Source organism: Leclercia pneumoniae, from assembly GCF_017348915.1.
GTDB classification, from domain to species: domain Bacteria; phylum Pseudomonadota; class Gammaproteobacteria; order Enterobacterales; family Enterobacteriaceae; genus Enterobacter; species Enterobacter pneumoniae.
Map to the genome: position 1 here is coordinate 2,529,981 of NZ_CP071383.1, position 16,786 is coordinate 2,546,766.

Below are 16,786 nucleotides of genomic sequence, written 5' to 3' on the forward strand. Positions count from 1 at the left end.
ACAGCAATATGATGAGAATTACGCCTGATAGGTTTTTAAAAGCGAATGAATCATTTGCGCGCCTAAGCTAAATTTAGATGTACATCACAGTAATCACGAGTATCAGTTTGCAATTGAATAATTATCCATTGTATAGTTTTGTTTTTTGCGCGAATTTACACAATGAATCAACGTATTGTCTGGCTGGACAACATAAGAGCTCTGTCTTGCATTCTGGTGGTGCTTCTTCATGCTGCTGCTCCATATCTATATAAATTTCAGAAAATAGATATATCTACCTGGTATGTGGCGAATATTATCGACTCATTTACCAGAGTCTGCGTACCTCTATTTTTTATGATTTCGGGGTACATCTTTATGCGCAATAAAGATGTTAAAACCAAGAATATTATAAAACTTGTGGTGAATTTGGTTTTTTATAGCTCAATCTCCGTGGCATATATTGCATATGCTTACGGCATTGTTCCATCTCTTGAGACTTTGTTTAAAGCTATAACAAAACCCGTTTTCTATCATTTGTGGTTTTTCTACACGATAATTCTGTGCTATATCTTCTTCTGTATTTTTCAGGTTAAGCAAGTATCACCTAAAAAAATGATTTTCGTGGCTTCGATCATCTTTGTATTTTTCAATCTCAGATCATTCCACTTCACGAGAACTCTTTTTGATTTTGAAATGAAAGGAGTGCTGTTCCTGGATGAGTCGACTTTGTTTTACCTTGTCTATGCAGCGCTCGGGGCGTCGTTAGGTGCTGCTGAGAGTAATGGCAAGAATAATAAGCTATATCTTCTTGGTTTTGTTGTGTTCTCGGCTTTAACCGCAGTATTTACCGCGCTAGCCTCTCACAAGGGAGGGACTTGGTTTGGCGGGTTCTACAGCAACTTCTCATTCCTGGTTCTTTGGGCATCAATTTGCATGTTCATCTTCATAAAGAACTGCGGCGATTCATTTCTTATTTTTGGGAAGGCAACACCATTCATAGCATCGGTTTCTCTGCCTGTTTATGGTCTGCACGCTCTTGTACTTGATTATATAAATAAGGTGCACAAAGATTCCAACTACTTTGATATCCTGTATGTATTTTCAGTAGGGGCTATAGTCAGCGTCGCGATGGGATATTTGATTTATAAGCTAGACACCAGAAGATTTGTTTCATGATTTAATTGGCAAGGCATCCCCTTGCCAAAATCTTAAAAACTCGACTCCATAAACGCAGAGATTTTGTCTGCGAGCAATTCATATCCTTCCTTGGTTGGATGTACACCATCAACAAGGTATTCTTTCGCGGTATATTGATTTATTCCGCTTTTCCTATACCCGTCCCATACCTCAATGTGATTCCTACCGCAGCACTCTATCAATGCGTCTACAAAATCAACAAGGAATACACCATTTGCATTCGTTGTTTTATCTGAACCACCATTGACGCCATCATAATCAGACGGAGTTCTTAATCTCCATAGAGGGGTTATAAACACTAGCCGCATTCTTGGATTTCGATCCAGTAACTGCTGAATAATATAGTTTATACTGCCACAGAATGTTGAACCATCAGGTGTGAAGTCTGTAACCTTTCCAATTTGGTTATTAATATGTCTGTTGCCACCATAGTCGTTAGTTCCGAACGCAACTATCGCGTAATCAACGCTTTCCCAGTCAGTCAGTTTCAGTTTATTTATTTGCGGAAGGTTATTATCGCTAAACTCACGGATTAAATCGTCAGCGAAAGACTCCATTCGTGAATAATCATTGGTATTAATGGAGTGAGCAATGCGGTACATACTCATTGAATCGTAACCGATATGGATGTGAGCACCCATACGGCAGCCACCGAAGCCATACTTGAGGACATTCGCACCGGTTCGAAGCGCTATACGCTCCGGAATATCACCAAACTCTGTCAATGAGTCACCGAAGTAAGCAATTGTTTTTTTGCTTAGCGAACGCCTATTTGCAACAGGCTTATCTATCAACTTCCTAATGCCATTTTTATCATCTTCTGGTGTCTTTTTATTTGCTGAAACATACCCGGACATTGCAAATGCACCCGCTATAGATGCCAGTGTCAGCTTGAGTATGTTTCGCCTGTTTTCCATTGATAATGCCACCCCGTCAGATTTCAGATTAATAGGATCTTACGTCGTGACGGGCGCACATTCAATGTTTTACCAGCGAGCCTCCCAATTCACCGCTGCAGTGAATCGCCACAGATAATCTAGACACTTCCGAGCCGCTGATAATATTGTTTTTCGTATTCAGTTGGTGGCATATGATCACTCGAACCATGCCGACGCTTACTGTTATAAAACATTTCGATGTAATCAAAAATATCACCGCGAGCTTCTTCTCGCGTTCCGTAGATCTTTTTCTTTATCCGTTCACGTTTCAGTAGCTGGAAAAAACTTTCTGCGACTGCGTTGTCATGACAGTTACCGCGACGGCTCATACTGCCCTCCAGCCCGTGTGATTTCAGGAACGACTGCCACTCATAGCTTGTGTACTGACTGCCTTGATCAGAATGAACCAGCACCTGCTTTTGAGGATTACGTCGCCACACGGCCATCAGAAGTGCATTCAGGACAATATCCTTTGTCATCCGGGGCTGCATTGACCAGCCAATAACTTTGCGCGAGAACAGGTCAACAACCACAGCCAGATACAGCCAGCCTTCGTGAGTCCGGATGTAGGTGATGTCCGTTACCCAACGCTCATCCGGTGCTTCCGGGTTGAACTGCCGCTGGAGCCTGTTGGGCGTCACGATGCTGGTTTCACCCTTACGTGCCCGTGGGCTACGGTACCCGACCTGAGCCCTTATCCCGGCACGCTTCATCAGTCGCCAGACACGGTTAACTCCGCACTGTTGTCCGGTATCCCGCAGGTCGAGGTGGATCTTGCGATAACCATAAACGCAACCCGACTCCAGCCAGAACTGCTTTATCAGCCCCGTCAGCCTCAGGTCAGCATGATGCCGCCGTGAATCCGGCTGCTGAAGCCAGGCGTAAAAACCACTCGGATGCACATCCAGCACCCGACAAAGCAGTCGGACAGGCCAGCAATAGGTGTTGTCACGGATAAAGGCGTACCTCAGTCGGACAGCTTTGCGAAGTACGCCGCGGCTTTTTTTAATATGTCCCGTTCGTCGGTAACCCGCTTCAGCTCTTTCTGGAGGCGTCGGATCTCAGCCTGAGCGTCTGACTGGACTTTATTGGTTGAGGAATCCGGGCCATATGCCTTTATCCAGGCATAAAGACTGTGGGTGGTGATACCGAGACGTGTTGCCACGCTGGAAACAGAATGGCCGCGATCAACAACCTGTTTTACCGCTTCAATTTTAAACTCTTCGGGATAACGCTTACCGCTCATGGGCACCTCTCTTTAAGTCATCTTAAATGACTCTGAGGTGTCTGTTAAACCCGTGGCGATTCACACGGGGCGTGTCGGGATTTAACGCAGATGATTTCGGTTATGCCTTTCAGTTCTGTGTTCGGGTTGTATTTCTCATCCCGGTAGATCATGAAAATGACATCGGCTTCCTGCTCGATAACACCGGACTCTCGGAGGTCAGCTGCGACCGGGCGCTTGTTCGCACGCTCTTCGACCTTACGGTTAAGCTGAGCCAGTGCGATGACCGGGCAGCGCAACTCCTTCGCCAGGTTCTTCAGCCCAGTGGCGATCTCCCCTACGCTGCGGTTCATGTTCTCAGGGTCAGACATGCGCATCTTCTGGAGGTAATCGACAATGACCACACCAAGTCCGCCAAGCTTCTTGCTCATGCGCCGGGCTTCCGCTCGCACCTGGTGAACGCTGAGGGATGGCTTGTCGTTGATATAGATCGGGGCTTCGATGAAATCCTTCATGCAGTGGCCGACCTTACCCCAGGCACCATCCATCACGCCGCTTTGCTTGCTGAGTAAATCCTCTTTGCTCACCCGGGCCCGGTGGAAAGCGACACGCTCCGAGATCTGATCAACTGGCATTTCCAGACTGAAGAACAGCACAGGCTTTTTGTTCTTCAGGCCGACGGTCTCGGTCACGGTGGTGCTGAACATGGTTTTCCCCATGCCCGGGCGACCGCCAACAACGATGAAATCGGTGTTGTTGAACCCGCCGAAAGCGCTGTCGATGGTTGCCATACCCAGCTCGGTTTTGTGCTTCCAGATATCGCCGCTGATAATCGACTGGATGGTCTCAAGAGACATGTCGATCCCGGTGGTGATGTGCTCGGTTCCATAGTCAGCACTGTGCTCAATGCCGGAGATATCAGCCTGAATGTTGCCGATGATGTCAGCTATACCCTCACTGGATGGCTCCGATAGTTTCTGTATCCCTACCTGCAGGGCAAGAGTCATCCGGCGACCCAGGTGCATTTCACGAAGCTTCTCGCAATAAGCCGCAAGGTTTGCGAACGACGGCGTGTTCTTGCTGCATTCAGCCAGGTAAGCGAATCCACCTGCGTCCTCCAGCGCCCCAAGATGCTCAAGGTCACTGGTCAGGGTTAGCAGGTCTATCTTCTCCCCGGACTCGTTGAGGCGCTTGTAGGACCGCAGAGCCACCTTGTGAGGCGCTGCTGTGAAGTGATCCTCAGTCAGCCCCTCAATCGCGTCAGTCGCCATATCAGCACCCTCTGTGCGCCCTGCTGCAAGCATGATCCCGCCAATGACGGCCTGCTCAACGTACAAATCGATAAAACGGCTCATGCAGTCACTCCCTTGCGCATACGGTGCTCGTTGATGGCCTGCTCGTAGACAGAGCCCCAGTTTTTCGGATTCAGGATCCAGTCGAGAGTCAGCCATGGCTGATCGCCTCGGGTGCTGAACAGGGAGGATTTCCCGATCAGCTCGAAGGCCATGCCCATGTGCTTCAGCTCTCGCCAGTTGCCCTGGCTGGTTTTGCCATTCCAGACCGCCTCAAGGTCGCGGTAGGCCGGTCGGCGGCGGCTCCACTCATGCAGCGAGACAGCCTTAGCCGGGAATTTGCCATTCCAGAGTTTGATGATCTCTTCGTGTGGGCATGGTGCCGGGTTGCTGCCCTGCCCGTCTGCCCAGATCAGGGCGTCTGACAGGTAGCCATCGAAGCGGGTCATTCGGCACAGGTTTTCCGGCTTGAATCTGTGGTCCCATTTTGCGTGGGCCCAGCGGATAACCAGTTTCAGCTCTTCAGCGGTGTAGCACTGGTCTTTGCACTTCACGGTGGTGAGCGCTTTTTCGAACGGTGCCAGGTTTGAGTAACGACCGCCTGTCAGCTGGTTGAAGTAATCCATGACTTCCTGAGCGAGCATGTTTTCCCCCTGGGGGGTAAGGGGGGTTTTATTAGTTTTAGTAACTCCATTCTTGTTCTGTTCGACGGGTGGTTCGTCACCCCCTTCGACGGGTACGAGCTTCAAGACCGCGCCAGCACTGGGTTTAGGTTCGACTGGAGGTTCGTCACTACCTTCGACGCCTGAAATACCCTGATATTCACAGTAATTTGTGATGGTAATCACGGTTCCGAATGGGGTTCCTTTAGTGCTTAACATCCCTTCCCGACTGAAGAAATTCAGCATTCGCTCAACGGCTTTCGAGCTCTTTTCGTTGCCATCCTGATCGCGAAGTTTTCTCGCCAGAATGGCGGTGGTGGTCACCAGCTGCCCGGCCCCAAGCATCCACTCACGACCGGCAAATTCAACGCTGCCCGGCTTAAAGCGAGCCTCACCAAGCAGGCGCACCCACAGGGCTAACTTTGCTGTATCCTTTGACCACGGTGCCGTGAGAGCGCTTCTGAACATGGCAAAGTGACCCTGCTTCCTGTTGTCCACGCGAGAGCTCCTGGAGGAATACACGCCTCCGTTTCGATCTGCTAACTTAACGACGCCCATGCTTCACCCCTGACTTAGCCATTGCGATGCGGATAACCCCAATCAGGCGCTCTGCGAATGCCTGGTTCTTGGACGCTGCGACGATAAGACCGTCTGGCGAATCTGGATGGCGTCGCTCCTCTTTTTCCTGGTACTTTTTGCGTTTAGCCATTAAAATGACTCCTGTTAGATGTGTTGGCGTAACACAGTGACTTAAGCCCTGAACGAGTTACCGCTCGTTTGGGGTTTTTCATTTGAGAGAATCTCCGCAACCTGCTTTGCCAGTCTCGCCATGTCGTCATCAACGACACCCCACTCCAGAACCGCTAAGAGCATCGCCAGCTTAGGCAGCATGTTTTCTTTCCAGCGGGTAATGCCTGATTTATCCATCCCGATCGCTTTGGCCACGTTTGAGGCACCTTTCATGGCAATCTGATTCAGGATCCAGGACTCAATTTTTCGAGCCTGGGCTTTGTTTCGGGTAGTTGTGTTTTCCATTAGTTAAAATCCTTAATAAGTTGTTGAGTCGGCTGACTAATCAGCCGAGTAAAATTGGGTTCCAGATTGTTAAAGAGCGGTAGTACTTACGGGGTTTTGCTGTGCGGGAAAGGCTTGATTTCTTCAGCCTTGATTTTCCCGTCGGGCAGTCGGTTGATAAAAATCTGACGCCCAACCCTAATTGCCTTGCTGATTGCCGTCTGGTGTACACCGATAGCGTCAGCTGCTTTGGCCTGACCTACCTCGCCAACAAACTCAGCTAAAGAAATCTTCATGTGGTTGCTCCTTTGAGTGCACAACCAAACAATACCAGAAGTATTACATAAAGCAATACCTGCGGTATTTTTAAAATATGAGCTTTGGTATTAATATCTGATAATGGAAAAGAAAAAGATCCTCACCACCGCTCAAGTGGCTGATTCACAGCGTTTAAAAGCCCTTTACGAAGCGAAGAAAAAAGAACTGGGTATTACTCAGCAATCCATTGCGGACGCGCTGGACATATCTCAGGGTGCCGTCGGCCATTACCTGAATGGAAGGAATGCCTTAAATACAGCGGTAGCATCGGTCTTTGCCAGGCTTCTTGGGGTTAGTGTCTCGGACTTCAGTCCTTCCCTGGCGAAGGAAATCTCTGATATGAGTTCGGTAGCGTCAGAAAATACTTCGTTCGCCGGGCATTATTCACCTGGCTCAAAATATCCCGTCCTTAGCAAGGTACAGGCCGGCGCATGGTGCGAGGCTGTTGAGCCGTACACTCTAAAGGATATAGACCTTTGGCTTGAATCAGATGCTCATATTCAGGGGGAGGCGTTCTGGCTGCAGGTGGATGGTGACTCGATGACAGCTCCAGCTGGCCTTAGCATCCCTGAAGGTACCTTCGTTCTTTTCGATACGGGCCGCGAGGCGATCAACGGCAGCCTGGTAATAGCAAAGCTATCTGATTCTAACGAGGCGACGTTTAAGAAGCTGGTTATCGATGGTGCACAGAAGTATCTGAAGGGGCTCAATCCCCAGTGGCCGCTTGTGGCAATTAACGGCAACTGTCGGATCATAGGTGTCGCTGTAGAGACAAAATTACGATTGATATAATTTTAGCGTTAACGGTTCAAAGTTAACTGTAACGTTAACCATGACTCACACGGAAAGTTAAATGAACTTCTCTATCTTCGGTGGCGATATCGACCTAAGCGCAATGCCCGACAGCATTAAAGAGCTTAGGATTTTTTGGGAATCGTTGTATGATAAGTGCCCTGTAATAGCGTTGCTCTTGATATTGATGGTTCCGGTGACGTTGCTCTATATCATCTACACTGTAGGTAGCATCTTTAAAAATGAACGATCTCTTGATAAAAAGGTCGTAGAAGCAATGAAGAAATCGAAAAAGAGGGGGAAAAAGAAATGATTGTTAACATGCTGTCAGCTCTTGCCCTTGCTTTAGTTATCGTTGCGTACTGGGTATTGTGCCGCAGGCGCGCATTGAGATATCAGAAAAAAGCTGTAGAGCTTATCGAAGAATACTTTGAAGATAGGGGTGTTCCAGAAGCAGATAAAGAGTCGTTGTATCGCTCTTACCGTCTATCTCGTAAATTTTATATGTTGCCCTTATGCGCCATGGCGTGTCCGTTCGTCTTGGCTTACATGTTGATAGCAAAAGGCAAGCTCGACATTAAGCCAACTCAGAGAGCGAACAACAAACTCTATGATGCAGCTTTTGATCAGTGCATGAAAATGACAATCAGCAAAAATCCAATATCTTCTATATTGGCGATTGCGTTGATTGGATTAAGTTTTGCTTTCGCAATCCCGGTTGGTGTCATCCTTAACAGACTGTCATCAATGCCTACAGCTGCTGGAATAGCAAACCTTTTTGCAACCATAAGCTCAGTGGCTTCAAGAAAAGCTCACGGCCACTAATATTACAAACCCGGCCACCGCGCCGGGTTTTTTATGCCTGCTATAGCGAGATCCAAAAGTTACTGCGCTGGCGTTAAAATCAATGACTTACACTAACCACTAAAGCCAGCATCCAATGCAATTCAATCACTTATGACGTGATCCAAAATAACCTGCGCTGGCGCATGTTGCTCCTGCACTTTTTTGTCACTCCTGCACTACCTTCCTTTCCGCACTATCTCGGCTGCATCCCTGTTCACGCCCTTCCCTATCACATTGCCAGCATCTCTTCGGTTCTGCTCCAGCTGCTCGACCAGGTTATCTCTGTTAATCACCTTCCCGTCACCTATAAGCTGAACGATAGCTGCACCAATGGCGCAGCCGATCATGCCTGCACGCTCTTCGTCCATCATAACTGACACCCTATTTGCTGTTTTTCGAAGCATATCACTGAGATTTACAAAAATAAATTCCCTTATATTTCATACCAATAGTATTAATTCTCAATTTATTAATACTCGCGGTATTGCTATAAATTAATACCGCTAGTATTGTTACCCCATCGAAACGAACTCGACAGCTGAGCGAAGTTAGCCAGCGGCGGACAGCAAGTCGCCTGCTTTTTAACAATTCAGACAAGCAGCAAATCACCCGGAGCGCTCCTGGCAAATTGAAATGGCGCCCAATGGGATTGAGGCAGGTGTGTAACGCGTGGCGGGTATAGCGCACGAAGAGGACGCCGCACCGGAATGGTTTGCTGCTCAGTCGCCCTGAACATCGGGGCAGATTTACCAGGTGGCATTCACGAGTGCCACCCGGCAAATCAACCAACAACCAAGGAGAGCATATGCGACGGCGCAAATCTTTAAATACAAATTACTAATACCTGGTCGGCGTACTGCATACATCGTGCAGTTGCGATGTACTCCCCCGGCATAGTCGGGGGTTTACAAGGAATGTTTTGGGGTGTGGTGAAGCTCAACGGCGAGCTAGGGAATAGTTTTGTGGCAAATACTCGCGATAAGTAGCTGCAAGGCGCGCGTAACCCAATCGGCAGCGCACCGATGGAAGCTGGTTCGACTCCAGCCACCACACCGCCAAAGCATTTCACAGCGCGTTAATAACAACTTATTGAGGTGAGGAAATGGAAATAGAAGTACCAGAAAGTTTCGACCCGGAATGGCAAGCAGCAATGCTGGAACAGCTGGCGGGAAATATCTCAGCTTTTAAAGAGCGAGATGATGAACCGAATGAGCTTCTTATCGACTGCGAAGAGATTATCGAAGCTCTTCGTGAATATTCAGGGTATTGAGGTCGCTTAGGCGGCCTTCACCATAGGTCATTTACGAGTGGCCTGCGGTGAATAAACAAAGGGGTGAATCAGCCTCAAGCATCGAAAGCCGGTGCTTGGTGATGGTAATCTCACCATCATCAACCTAACAGGAGACGATGATTCTGTTCTGGTTGAATTGGAGAAGACTTCTTAGCCCGCCCCGTGCGGGCATTTTTTCGGGGGTTGTATGTCTGCTGACGATATCTCATTGAAATATGGCACACATCAGCCAGAGACGACTCTGGCGACTCTTTCCATTGAAGAGGCATCAGAAATCATTCGGGAGAAGCTTCGCGCTGAGGTTCGCTCAGAACTCGAAGGCGAGTATGGGGATCGAATTTACTATGCAGAGGAAGAGGCTTCCGAATGGGAGAGTCGCGCTGATGACTTCGAATCAGACGCTAAGCAGCTGGCGATGGCTATAAGGGAGGCTCTAGATGCTGAGAGTCTTGATGATGCAAAAATCATCCTGGAAAGGGTCAAGCGTGACCTTGATAACTATTTCTGACTGAGGTCGCTTAGGCGGCCTTTTTTACGCGGGTAACTACAGAGGGTGAGGGTATGGGCAGGAAGTTCAAAGTTTACCTGGATTCAGGGGCGAACATCCACAGTCGCTATGAGGCAGAGGTTGATCTGGATGACTTCGGAATCTCGTCAGAGGAATGGGATGAAATGTCTGACGAAGAGCAGCAGGAAACCATGCGTGAAGTAGCGTGGGAGCGCATGGAATGGGGCTACAACGAAATTAAATAGGCTGCGTAACGCGGCCTTTTTTTTGCGGGTAACTACAGAGGGTAAGGCGATGCAAGTGCAAGTGAGCGTTAGGAAAGAGGTGAACGTTAAGCGCATCAAGACCTGCATAAAGGTTTGCGACCGCTTTACGGCAGAAGTATTTGATGAGGCGGATAACAACATTCGCACCATTGAGAATGAGTACGTTCCTGACTGTTTTCCGGGTCAGCATTACGGCGACTATCTGGAGCTTGATATAGATATCGAAACCGGGCAAATCCTCAACTGGAAAAAGCCAACACCTGAGCAGCTCAGTCAGCTACTCGGCGAAGAAGACGAATAGACCCGCTCCGGCGGGTTTTTTATCGGCCATACATAGGCAGATTTTCGAGTCTGCCCATTTATGACAACCGGCGGCCATCCACCGCCCCTTAGCGCAGAAGTCTTGTTTAACGTTCAGCGGCCCGGCTTAAGGGCGGAGATGATTATGAAAAGTAATTTCGCATGGGGAGACTCCAAGTTCCCGCAAGTTGGGCAAGAAGTAAATTTCTGGATTGATGAAGACTCTCGATACGCTCAGGGAGTGGTTGTTTATTCAGGTCGTAAGGGCGCCACAGTTGATATTGGCTATCTGGCTTCATCTGGTGAGCCGGGTGACTTCTCGCCAATCACTGAAGAAGACCGTAAGAAATACGCCTTCATCAATGCTCTGCATTATGACCCATGCGTTATTGGGGAGCATCGCTTATTTAAGAACACCGCAGAAGCTCTGTACGACGCAATCAAGGCAGGGAAAGTTCCTGGCGTTAAGTTGGAGTCATCATGACAGTCACCCACAACGGCAAGCAGTACACCGCCAAAAAGCTCAACGATAACGAGTGGCAACTGACGTCGGTATCGGCACCGCGTGAAAAACTGACGCTGAACCGCTGGCAGATGCATATCGCTGGCCTCCTGGAACAGGTTGAGGTAAAGGTATGATTGGAATGCACTACGGCACCGCATCAGTGCCACGTGGCGAGGTTTTACCGGGCACAATGCTGCAACACCACGGTAAAACTTATCGCGCCTCTGCGAACGTTGCGAAAGGCCTGTACGCCTTCAACATCTTCGAAAAAACCATCATCAAAAGTGATTCCGTCGTTGTGCTGCTGAATGAGCGCGGCGAGCCGATGGTTCACTGAGGTCGCTGATATGGAAATCAAAACTCCAGCAAATCCAAGCAAAAAGGCGACGGCCAGAGTAGAGAATCCTCTTCCCGCGCCAACTAATTGTCACCTGTGCTCTGGTTTAGTGCGGATCGGCACTCATGAAGAAGTCTATGGACGCGACTTCAGTGAATGGCCGTATGTCTATCTTTGCGAATGCTGCGGAGCATACGTCGGGCTTCATCCTTTCACAGCGATACCTCTCGGGACTCTGGCAGACAAGCCAACCCGCGACGCGCGGAAGAGCTGCAAGATGCCTTTTGAACGGATCTGGAAGTCCGGAGCCATGACGCGCACTGAGGCATACCAATGGCTGGCTGGCAAGATGGGTATACCTGTTACCGAATGCCACTTCGGCTGGTTCACCGTAGAGCAGTGTCAGGCGGCAATGGCGCACTGCAAAGAATGGCTTAACGGCTAACTCTCCCTACCCTACCTAAACCATCTGGCAGAACATCTTTGCCTGTTGGCTCACAACTAAATTTCAGGAGTTCAGCAATGAACATTACATGCGAGTGCGTGGATGTGCGCACGTCTGTAGGTCCGCATAACAACATCAAGCTTGAACTTGAAGGTGTGGTGCTGGCCGGCACCGTGGACACCAGAGAGGTGCTTAAACAACTGGATGGCGCTGTAGTCATCGAATGGTTGGTTGAGCAGGGTTACACCGTCAATCATCAGGAGCGTGCAGCATGATCGCAATGGAGCGCTGGGATGACGATGCTTTCGTCCGGCTGATGCGTGACGTTATCCCTGATGCGCCGGAAGAGAAAGACGAGCCAGTTAACCTGGCAGCAGAACGTCAGAATCAGGTGATTAGTTGGGCTGAATTTGCAGGAGATTTCACATGAACCTGAATCTGTTAGATGAGCCATTCGCCACTGTAGATATCGAGTGGCGCATTCAGCAAGCAGGGAAAAGCGGCAACAAGATCTGGGCCAAGGTGCTGGCCTACGTCACCAATCGGGCAATCATGAAGCGTCTCGATGAAGTGTGCGGGAAAGCAGGCTGGCGTAACGAATATCGCGACATCCCTAATAACGGCGGGGTTGAGTGCGGCATCTCCATCAAGGTGGATGGAGAGTGGATCACCAAATGGGATGCAGCTGAAAACACCCAAGTGGAAGCGGTTAAAGGTGGGCGTTCTGGGGCGATGAAACGCGCCGCCGTGCAGTGGGGGATCGGGCGTTATCTATACAACCTTGAAGAAGGATTCGCCATTGTCTCTGCGGAGCGGGCAAATGGATTCCACTATGCCAAATCAAAAGAAGTTGGCGTGTTTTACTGGAAACCACCTGCCTTGCCAGCCTGGGCATTACCTGCCGGGGCGGTGCATGAGCAGATCGAACCACAGCCTGCAGAGCAAACAAAAGAGCCAGATCCACCTCAAGGCGTGGATGCGGACAAGATACTCGCCGCGTTCTCTTCTTATGCCAATAACGAAACGGACATCAAGAAGTTAACTGAGCAATACAGAAAGACCTGGGCGGAACTTAGTGGGTATGTAGAGCACCAGGAAAAATGCAAAGACGTCACTGGCATCAGACGTTCAGAACTTACACAGGCGGCATAAATGGCAAGTAAAGGCGTTAACAAAGTAATCCTCGTTGGCAACCTCGGGCAGGATCCTGAGGTTCGTTATCTGCCAAGTGGTGGAGCGGTAGCAAATATCACGCTGGCGACCTCGGAGTCGTGGCGAGATAAGGCGACCGGCGAGCAGAAAGAGCAGACTGAATGGCACCGGGTTGTGCTGTTCGGAAAGCTGGCAGAAGTGGCTGGCGAATATCTCCGCAAGGGCTCTCAGGTTTATATCGAAGGCCAGTTACGTACCCGGAAATGGACGGATCAGTCAGGCACTGATAAGTACACCACGGAGGTGCTGGTAAACGTCGGCGGGGTCATGCAGATGCTCGGTGGACGGCAGGCAGGCGCACAGGCGGGAAGTGGTCAGCAGCAATCAGGTAACTCTTCCGGTAACGGGCAACCTCGCCAGCAACAGCGGTCAGCATCTGCTCAGTCAAATGAGCCACCTATGGATTTCGACGACGATATTCCGTTTGCTCCCGTAACCCTTCCCTTCCCTCGCCACACTATTCACGCCATTTAAGGATGAACATGAACCACTTAATGATTGACCTAGAAACGATGGGTAAAGGGCCATACGCGCCGATCATCTCCATTGGCGCCGTATTCTTCGATCCGAACACCGGGGCCACTGGCGATGACTTCCAGGTAAACGTATCGCTTGAGTCATCAATGAGGTTCCGCGCCCGGCCTGACGCCTCAACAATCCTGTGGTGGATGGAGCAAGGCGAGGATGCTCGAAAATCGTTAACCAATGACACCGAAGAGCTTTCCACCGCTCTGTGCTGGCTGTCTGATTTCATCGCTAAGCACGCCAAGCCGCGATTCGTTCAGGTATGGGGTAACGGCGCATCATTCGACTGCGTCATTCTCCGTAACAGCTACGCGCTTACCTGGCAGGAAGCGCCGTGGCAATGGTGGAATGACCGCGATGTGCGCACCGTCGTCGAGATGGGTAAAGCGATCGGATTCGACCCTAAGCGCGATATGCCATTCGAAGGAACCAGACACAGCGCCCTGGACGATGCCATTCATCAGGCCAAATACGTTTCCGCCATCTGGCAGAAATTAGTCAAGTAACACTCAGTTAAGGATTAAAAAATGTCACAACCTCCTCAAGGGGCGGGTTACTTTCGCGCGCCCAAAAAACTGGAATCGAAGGATGAAGTGATCGCTCGCGTCTGCGCCTTCCTTGCGGAGGAGTTGGGAAAGAAGCGAGTGGATAAGCGCAGTCAGGAAGAAAAGGATATGGCGGCTGATGCTTGCTGGGAGGAGAGAGGGTTACGCAGATACGAATCCATGCTCTGGCGAAACAACTTCAAAGCCTCCTTCTCTCCTGTATTCATCCCATGCGGCCCTATGCAGCCATCACGAATTAACGACCGAGACCGTGACTATATCGGTCGCTACGGCCATGTGAGGAACGACTGATGAAACATGCTCACGACGACATTGTTATTTACGGGCTTCGACTGACATTCATTGTCGGACCTAACGGCTGGCTGATGCCATGGGGTGATGTCATCTGCAACCCTCTGAAGGCGCAGCGACTGACTGAAGAGTATCTCAACAGGCAGGAGGCCGCATGAGCGATTACACCGGAAGTAATACGCCAGCGGATCAGCGTGATTTATGGCGCACGCCACCGGCACTGTTTGCAGCACTGGATGCTGAGTTCTGCTTTCAACTGGACGCCGCCGCCGCACCTCACAACACGCTCTGCCGCAAGTTCATCACCGCCGAGCAGAACACGCTGGAAACACCGTGGGCCGACTACCTCACCATCCCCGGTTATGCCTGGATGAACCCACCTTATAGCGACGTCACGCCATTTGTGAAGAAGGCTGCAGCGGAGAGCGAGAACCAGATTGGTACCGTCATGCTGGTTCCGGCTGATACATCCGTAGGCTGGTTCAAGGAAGCTATCCAGACCGCCAGCGAGGTTCGCTTCATCACCGCCGGGCGGCTGGCATTTATCAACCCGGTCACCGGTAAGCCGGTCAGTGGGAATAATAAAGGCAGTATGCTCATCATCTGGCGACCGTACCCGCGTACACACTGCCACTTCGCAACTGTGGATCGGGATGAGTTGATGGCTTTCGGGGCGAAACTTCTCGCCCGACGGGAGGAAGCATGAAGAATATGACCATTGAGCAAGAGAACGCTCTGCGCGCCACTGCCAAGAGATGTAACGATGAGCTGAAAGAGGCCATGGCGCAGAAGCCAAAGCCGAAGTTTGACTCTGTCAGTCGGCCACTGTTGGCGAAGCACTACGAGAAGATAAAGGGGCTTGGAGTCCCTTTTTTATTGTTCGTCTACACCATCGGCATGATTAACAAACAGTTCCGGGAGCATTGACCATGGACATCATCGATACAGCAGCAGAGATAGAAGAGCTTCAGCGTAACGCTGCCCTTTCCGCTCACCGCATCAACCGTAACGCCGTATCAGCTGAGCGTTGTGAAGAATGCGACGAACCAATTCCCGATCCGCGGCGCGCTGCCGTTCCCGGCTGCCAGACCTGCTCCAGTTGCCAAGAAGAAATAGAGCTGAGGAATAAGCAGAGGGGGTTCTAACTCATCCTTGCCCCCTTACTAAGCGGCGGTATTTACGTCCTTCACTGTGTCAGCCTAATATTTGTTAGTCTGTATTCAGGAGATCATAAGATGAAAGATATTATGCTTTTTGGTGCTGGACATGAAGGCACAAAGAAACAGGTTGAACCCGGGAAAGAATCCTACTACTTCAACAGCAAACCAGTACCATCGCCCACAGGCAATAATATAGTTAGTCATAGTGCAGAGCGGGTTTCATTCCGGGTTAGCACTGTTTATCCAGAAAAAGGAGGTTTTTTGATTGGAGTGCATGGTGAAGAACCTTCAGATAAAACGATAGTAGATGCGATATTTAAGTACAACCCTACCCCGCTAAACTGAAAACAGTGTACTGAAACGAACCTCGCCCTGGCGGGGTTTTTTATTGGATAAAACTCGCTGCGCCCAGCGTGCGGCATGAGGATAGATTATGTCAGACCAAAGCAAATTTTATGATTACTACATGGTTGAAGGCGATGAAGTGAAGTCGCTTATTGCCGGTTACGACGCTATCGGAGAGCAGCGTAACGCCATTCTGCCTGAAGCGGCCGGAAAGGTAGGTGCCATTGCATGGACAACATCTAGCGGATGGGGCGGCGGAGGCGGTTTGCTTAGTGGGTTTGTGTGGGAAAAGGGATATGAGTTCCCCTGCCCTATGACTATCAAGCGTGAAGAGATGTTTGATGGAAAGCGGGTGGTTCTTGGAAGGGGAAAAGGAAATACAAAGGAAGGGCGGGCTTTCAATAAGCAGCTCGATGCTGCGATGCAGGAAGCTAACGCAAAGCTAAAATCGCTGCCTGAGTGGAAAGACTACATCGTCAACCACTACGGGATTATGCGTACTGGAATCGGTGGCCCTTCAGGTCGTGGTTTCGGTTTCGCTATGCTTTCGACTTATGGCGGCAAAGCGCCGGGGCGTGATGATTGTCTGGTTTTTGCCATCCCCAACAACATCGAAGATCGGCACGGAAAGGTGGCAATCCCTGAGAACTTCCAAAAGCTCACCTACGGTCAGTTTTACGACATTGTGAATAGCGAACCTAACGAAGCCGCCTGAGGGCGGTTTATTTTTGCCTGGAGTAAACCAATGGCCGGAAACACACCATTCATG

Annotated in this window: 32 protein-coding genes; 25 read left to right on the forward strand and 7 right to left on the reverse strand. The window is 49.9% G+C overall.

The annotated features are described in order from the left end of the window. The first annotated feature begins 162 nt into the window (after nucleotides 1–162). A complete protein-coding gene (locus JZ655_RS12225; RefSeq protein WP_207291910.1) occupies nucleotides 163–1,158 on the forward strand; it encodes an acyltransferase in 996 nt (331 codons plus the stop codon). A gap of 32 nt (nucleotides 1,159–1,190) precedes the next feature. On the opposite strand, the gene JZ655_RS12230 is transcribed toward JZ655_RS12225, so the two are convergent. The 7 genes from JZ655_RS12230 to JZ655_RS12260 form a co-directional block, all read right to left on the reverse strand. Next, complete coding sequence (locus JZ655_RS12230) at nucleotides 1,191–2,096, reverse strand: SGNH/GDSL hydrolase family protein (RefSeq protein ID WP_207291911.1); 906 nt, start codon at nucleotides 2,094–2,096, stop codon at nucleotides 1,191–1,193. Between the two features lie 119 nt (nucleotides 2,097–2,215). Further along, a protein-coding gene (locus JZ655_RS12235) for an IS3 family transposase (protein WP_160435769.1) occupies nucleotides 2,216–3,363 on the reverse strand; the annotation gives its coding sequence in 2 pieces (ribosomal slippage) (nucleotides 2,216–3,126 and nucleotides 3,126–3,363; 1,149 coding nt in all). Between the two features lie 44 nt (nucleotides 3,364–3,407). After that, nucleotides 3,408–4,697, reverse strand: a complete 1,290-nt coding sequence (locus JZ655_RS12240; RefSeq protein WP_242637266.1) for a replicative DNA helicase — start codon at nucleotides 4,695–4,697, stop codon at nucleotides 3,408–3,410. Further along, nucleotides 4,694–5,794, reverse strand: coding sequence for a DNA replication protein (locus tag JZ655_RS21410; protein WP_242637267.1), 1,101 nt, complete (start codon nucleotides 5,792–5,794; stop codon nucleotides 4,694–4,696). Before JZ655_RS21410 ends, JZ655_RS12240 begins: the two co-directional genes overlap by 4 nt. Nucleotides 5,795–5,840: 46 nt before the next feature. After that, a complete protein-coding gene (locus tag JZ655_RS12250; RefSeq protein ID WP_207291912.1) occupies nucleotides 5,841–6,005 on the reverse strand; it encodes a hypothetical protein in 165 nt (54 codons plus the stop codon). Between the two features lie 41 nt (nucleotides 6,006–6,046). Next, on the reverse strand, nucleotides 6,047–6,331 hold the full coding sequence (locus JZ655_RS12255) for a CII family transcriptional regulator (protein WP_023306037.1): 285 nt from the start codon (nucleotides 6,329–6,331) through the stop codon (nucleotides 6,047–6,049). An 86-nt stretch (nucleotides 6,332–6,417) separates the two neighbouring features. Next, nucleotides 6,418–6,606 (reverse strand): Cro/CI family transcriptional regulator, encoded by a 189-nt coding sequence (locus JZ655_RS12260; RefSeq protein WP_023306036.1) that lies wholly within the window; start codon nucleotides 6,604–6,606, stop codon nucleotides 6,418–6,420. A 103-nt stretch (nucleotides 6,607–6,709) separates the two neighbouring features. Between JZ655_RS12260 and JZ655_RS12265 the strand changes: the two genes are divergently transcribed. From JZ655_RS12265 to JZ655_RS12380, 24 genes are all read left to right on the forward strand, one after another. Further along, nucleotides 6,710–7,420, forward strand: a complete 711-nt coding sequence (locus JZ655_RS12265) for a LexA family protein (RefSeq protein ID WP_207291913.1) — start codon at nucleotides 6,710–6,712, stop codon at nucleotides 7,418–7,420. Between the two features lie 61 nt (nucleotides 7,421–7,481). Continuing rightward, nucleotides 7,482–7,733: a hypothetical protein gene (locus JZ655_RS12270; RefSeq protein ID WP_207291914.1), complete on the forward strand. Its 252-nt coding sequence runs from the start codon at nucleotides 7,482–7,484 to the stop codon at nucleotides 7,731–7,733. After that, nucleotides 7,730–8,245 carry a hypothetical protein gene (locus JZ655_RS12275; protein WP_207291915.1) on the forward strand — a complete coding sequence of 172 codons (516 nt, stop codon included), beginning with the start codon at nucleotides 7,730–7,732 and terminating at the stop codon, nucleotides 8,243–8,245. The genes JZ655_RS12270 and JZ655_RS12275 overlap by 4 nt, the downstream gene beginning before the upstream one ends. A gap of 137 nt (nucleotides 8,246–8,382) precedes the next feature. Further along, the gene (locus JZ655_RS21550; protein WP_207291916.1) at nucleotides 8,383–8,643 is read left to right on the forward strand and encodes a hypothetical protein; all 261 of its coding nucleotides are present in this window, start codon (nucleotides 8,383–8,385) and stop codon (nucleotides 8,641–8,643) included. 725 nt (nucleotides 8,644–9,368) lie between these two features. Then, nucleotides 9,369–9,536, forward strand: a complete 168-nt coding sequence (locus JZ655_RS12285; RefSeq protein WP_207291917.1) for a hypothetical protein — start codon at nucleotides 9,369–9,371, stop codon at nucleotides 9,534–9,536. 208 nt (nucleotides 9,537–9,744) lie between these two features. After that, complete coding sequence (locus JZ655_RS12290; RefSeq protein WP_207291918.1) at nucleotides 9,745–10,065, forward strand: hypothetical protein; 321 nt, start codon at nucleotides 9,745–9,747, stop codon at nucleotides 10,063–10,065. A gap of 53 nt (nucleotides 10,066–10,118) precedes the next feature. Further along, nucleotides 10,119–10,310, forward strand: coding sequence for a DUF7167 family protein (locus JZ655_RS12295; protein WP_207291919.1), 192 nt, complete (start codon nucleotides 10,119–10,121; stop codon nucleotides 10,308–10,310). A 55-nt stretch (nucleotides 10,311–10,365) separates the two neighbouring features. Next, a complete protein-coding gene (locus tag JZ655_RS12300) occupies nucleotides 10,366–10,632 on the forward strand; it encodes a hypothetical protein (protein WP_207291920.1) in 267 nt (88 codons plus the stop codon). A 144-nt stretch (nucleotides 10,633–10,776) separates the two neighbouring features. Further along, the gene (locus JZ655_RS12305; protein WP_207291921.1) at nucleotides 10,777–11,115 is read left to right on the forward strand and encodes a hypothetical protein; all 339 of its coding nucleotides are present in this window, start codon (nucleotides 10,777–10,779) and stop codon (nucleotides 11,113–11,115) included. Beyond that, the gene (locus tag JZ655_RS12310; RefSeq protein WP_177205267.1) at nucleotides 11,112–11,270 is read left to right on the forward strand and encodes a hypothetical protein; all 159 of its coding nucleotides are present in this window, start codon (nucleotides 11,112–11,114) and stop codon (nucleotides 11,268–11,270) included. Before JZ655_RS12305 ends, JZ655_RS12310 begins: the two co-directional genes overlap by 4 nt. Next, nucleotides 11,267–11,473: a cell division protein FtsZ gene (locus tag JZ655_RS12315; protein ID WP_207291922.1), complete on the forward strand. Its 207-nt coding sequence runs from the start codon at nucleotides 11,267–11,269 to the stop codon at nucleotides 11,471–11,473. The genes JZ655_RS12310 and JZ655_RS12315 overlap by 4 nt, the downstream gene beginning before the upstream one ends. Nucleotides 11,474–11,483: 10 nt before the next feature. After that, nucleotides 11,484–11,918 carry a zinc-finger-containing protein gene (locus JZ655_RS12320; protein WP_207291923.1) on the forward strand — a complete coding sequence of 145 codons (435 nt, stop codon included), beginning with the start codon at nucleotides 11,484–11,486 and terminating at the stop codon, nucleotides 11,916–11,918. A gap of 77 nt (nucleotides 11,919–11,995) precedes the next feature. After that, a complete protein-coding gene (locus JZ655_RS12325; RefSeq protein ID WP_207291924.1) occupies nucleotides 11,996–12,193 on the forward strand; it encodes a thioredoxin reductase in 198 nt (65 codons plus the stop codon). Further along, complete coding sequence (locus JZ655_RS12330) at nucleotides 12,190–12,348, forward strand: hypothetical protein (protein ID WP_207291925.1); 159 nt, start codon at nucleotides 12,190–12,192, stop codon at nucleotides 12,346–12,348. Before JZ655_RS12325 ends, JZ655_RS12330 begins: the two co-directional genes overlap by 4 nt. Continuing rightward, nucleotides 12,345–13,070 carry a Rad52/Rad22 family DNA repair protein gene (locus JZ655_RS12335; RefSeq protein ID WP_207291926.1) on the forward strand — a complete coding sequence of 242 codons (726 nt, stop codon included), beginning with the start codon at nucleotides 12,345–12,347 and terminating at the stop codon, nucleotides 13,068–13,070. The genes JZ655_RS12330 and JZ655_RS12335 overlap by 4 nt, the downstream gene beginning before the upstream one ends. Beyond that, on the forward strand, nucleotides 13,071–13,604 hold the full coding sequence (locus tag JZ655_RS12340) for a single-stranded DNA-binding protein (RefSeq protein ID WP_207291927.1): 534 nt from the start codon (nucleotides 13,071–13,073) through the stop codon (nucleotides 13,602–13,604). It abuts the gene before it with no gap. A gap of 8 nt (nucleotides 13,605–13,612) precedes the next feature. After that, nucleotides 13,613–14,161: a 3'-5' exonuclease gene (locus JZ655_RS12345; protein ID WP_207291928.1), complete on the forward strand. Its 549-nt coding sequence runs from the start codon at nucleotides 13,613–13,615 to the stop codon at nucleotides 14,159–14,161. A gap of 21 nt (nucleotides 14,162–14,182) precedes the next feature. Then, entirely contained in the window at nucleotides 14,183–14,512 is a 330-nt protein-coding gene (locus tag JZ655_RS12350) for a hypothetical protein (RefSeq protein WP_207291929.1), read from the forward strand. Further along, nucleotides 14,512–14,670, forward strand: a complete 159-nt coding sequence (locus tag JZ655_RS12355; protein ID WP_207291930.1) for a DUF1317 family protein — start codon at nucleotides 14,512–14,514, stop codon at nucleotides 14,668–14,670. Before JZ655_RS12350 ends, JZ655_RS12355 begins: the two co-directional genes overlap by 1 nt. Then, nucleotides 14,667–15,218: a phage N-6-adenine-methyltransferase gene (locus JZ655_RS12360; protein WP_207291931.1), complete on the forward strand. Its 552-nt coding sequence runs from the start codon at nucleotides 14,667–14,669 to the stop codon at nucleotides 15,216–15,218. The genes JZ655_RS12355 and JZ655_RS12360 overlap by 4 nt, the downstream gene beginning before the upstream one ends. Further along, a complete protein-coding gene (locus JZ655_RS12365) occupies nucleotides 15,215–15,439 on the forward strand; it encodes a hypothetical protein (RefSeq protein ID WP_242637269.1) in 225 nt (74 codons plus the stop codon). The genes JZ655_RS12360 and JZ655_RS12365 overlap by 4 nt, the downstream gene beginning before the upstream one ends. Before the next feature lie 2 nt (nucleotides 15,440–15,441). Next, nucleotides 15,442–15,657, forward strand: coding sequence for a TraR/DksA family transcriptional regulator (locus JZ655_RS12370; protein WP_207291932.1), 216 nt, complete (start codon nucleotides 15,442–15,444; stop codon nucleotides 15,655–15,657). Nucleotides 15,658–15,747: 90 nt separating this feature from the next. After that, nucleotides 15,748–16,017, forward strand: a complete 270-nt coding sequence (locus tag JZ655_RS12375) for a hypothetical protein (RefSeq protein ID WP_207291933.1) — start codon at nucleotides 15,748–15,750, stop codon at nucleotides 16,015–16,017. A gap of 88 nt (nucleotides 16,018–16,105) precedes the next feature. Continuing rightward, a complete protein-coding gene (locus tag JZ655_RS12380) occupies nucleotides 16,106–16,732 on the forward strand; it encodes an Eac protein (RefSeq protein WP_207291934.1) in 627 nt (208 codons plus the stop codon). Nucleotides 16,733–16,786: the final 54 nt, after the last annotated feature.

Coding starts and splice junctions, on each gene's coding strand:
- JZ655_RS12225 (WP_207291910.1), top strand. CDS start 163: ATGAATCAACGTATTGTCTGGCTGGACAACATAAGAGCTCTGTCTTGC.
- JZ655_RS12230 (WP_207291911.1), bottom strand. CDS start 2,096: ATGGAAAACAGGCGAAACATACTCAAGCTGACACTGGCATCTATAGCG.
- JZ655_RS12240 (WP_242637266.1), bottom strand. CDS start 4,697: ATGAGCCGTTTTATCGATTTGTACGTTGAGCAGGCCGTCATTGGCGGG.
- JZ655_RS12250 (WP_207291912.1), bottom strand. CDS start 6,005: ATGGCTAAACGCAAAAAGTACCAGGAAAAAGAGGAGCGACGCCATCCA.
- JZ655_RS12255 (WP_023306037.1), bottom strand. CDS start 6,331: ATGGAAAACACAACTACCCGAAACAAAGCCCAGGCTCGAAAAATTGAG.
- JZ655_RS12260 (WP_023306036.1), bottom strand. CDS start 6,606: ATGAAGATTTCTTTAGCTGAGTTTGTTGGCGAGGTAGGTCAGGCCAAA.
- JZ655_RS12265 (WP_207291913.1), top strand. CDS start 6,710: ATGGAAAAGAAAAAGATCCTCACCACCGCTCAAGTGGCTGATTCACAG.
- JZ655_RS12270 (WP_207291914.1), top strand. CDS start 7,482: ATGAACTTCTCTATCTTCGGTGGCGATATCGACCTAAGCGCAATGCCC.
- JZ655_RS12275 (WP_207291915.1), top strand. CDS start 7,730: ATGATTGTTAACATGCTGTCAGCTCTTGCCCTTGCTTTAGTTATCGTT.
- JZ655_RS12285 (WP_207291917.1), top strand. CDS start 9,369: ATGGAAATAGAAGTACCAGAAAGTTTCGACCCGGAATGGCAAGCAGCA.
- JZ655_RS12290 (WP_207291918.1), top strand. CDS start 9,745: ATGTCTGCTGACGATATCTCATTGAAATATGGCACACATCAGCCAGAG.
- JZ655_RS12295 (WP_207291919.1), top strand. CDS start 10,119: ATGGGCAGGAAGTTCAAAGTTTACCTGGATTCAGGGGCGAACATCCAC.
- JZ655_RS12305 (WP_207291921.1), top strand. CDS start 10,777: ATGAAAAGTAATTTCGCATGGGGAGACTCCAAGTTCCCGCAAGTTGGG.
- JZ655_RS12310 (WP_177205267.1), top strand. CDS start 11,112: ATGACAGTCACCCACAACGGCAAGCAGTACACCGCCAAAAAGCTCAAC.
- JZ655_RS12315 (WP_207291922.1), top strand. CDS start 11,267: ATGATTGGAATGCACTACGGCACCGCATCAGTGCCACGTGGCGAGGTT.
- JZ655_RS12320 (WP_207291923.1), top strand. CDS start 11,484: ATGGAAATCAAAACTCCAGCAAATCCAAGCAAAAAGGCGACGGCCAGA.
- JZ655_RS12325 (WP_207291924.1), top strand. CDS start 11,996: ATGAACATTACATGCGAGTGCGTGGATGTGCGCACGTCTGTAGGTCCG.
- JZ655_RS12330 (WP_207291925.1), top strand. CDS start 12,190: ATGATCGCAATGGAGCGCTGGGATGACGATGCTTTCGTCCGGCTGATG.
- JZ655_RS12335 (WP_207291926.1), top strand. CDS start 12,345: ATGAACCTGAATCTGTTAGATGAGCCATTCGCCACTGTAGATATCGAG.
- JZ655_RS12340 (WP_207291927.1), top strand. CDS start 13,071: ATGGCAAGTAAAGGCGTTAACAAAGTAATCCTCGTTGGCAACCTCGGG.
- JZ655_RS12345 (WP_207291928.1), top strand. CDS start 13,613: ATGAACCACTTAATGATTGACCTAGAAACGATGGGTAAAGGGCCATAC.
- JZ655_RS12350 (WP_207291929.1), top strand. CDS start 14,183: ATGTCACAACCTCCTCAAGGGGCGGGTTACTTTCGCGCGCCCAAAAAA.
- JZ655_RS12355 (WP_207291930.1), top strand. CDS start 14,512: ATGAAACATGCTCACGACGACATTGTTATTTACGGGCTTCGACTGACA.
- JZ655_RS12360 (WP_207291931.1), top strand. CDS start 14,667: ATGAGCGATTACACCGGAAGTAATACGCCAGCGGATCAGCGTGATTTA.
- JZ655_RS12365 (WP_242637269.1), top strand. CDS start 15,215: ATGAAGAATATGACCATTGAGCAAGAGAACGCTCTGCGCGCCACTGCC.
- JZ655_RS12370 (WP_207291932.1), top strand. CDS start 15,442: ATGGACATCATCGATACAGCAGCAGAGATAGAAGAGCTTCAGCGTAAC.
- JZ655_RS12375 (WP_207291933.1), top strand. CDS start 15,748: ATGAAAGATATTATGCTTTTTGGTGCTGGACATGAAGGCACAAAGAAA.
- JZ655_RS12380 (WP_207291934.1), top strand. CDS start 16,106: ATGTCAGACCAAAGCAAATTTTATGATTACTACATGGTTGAAGGCGAT.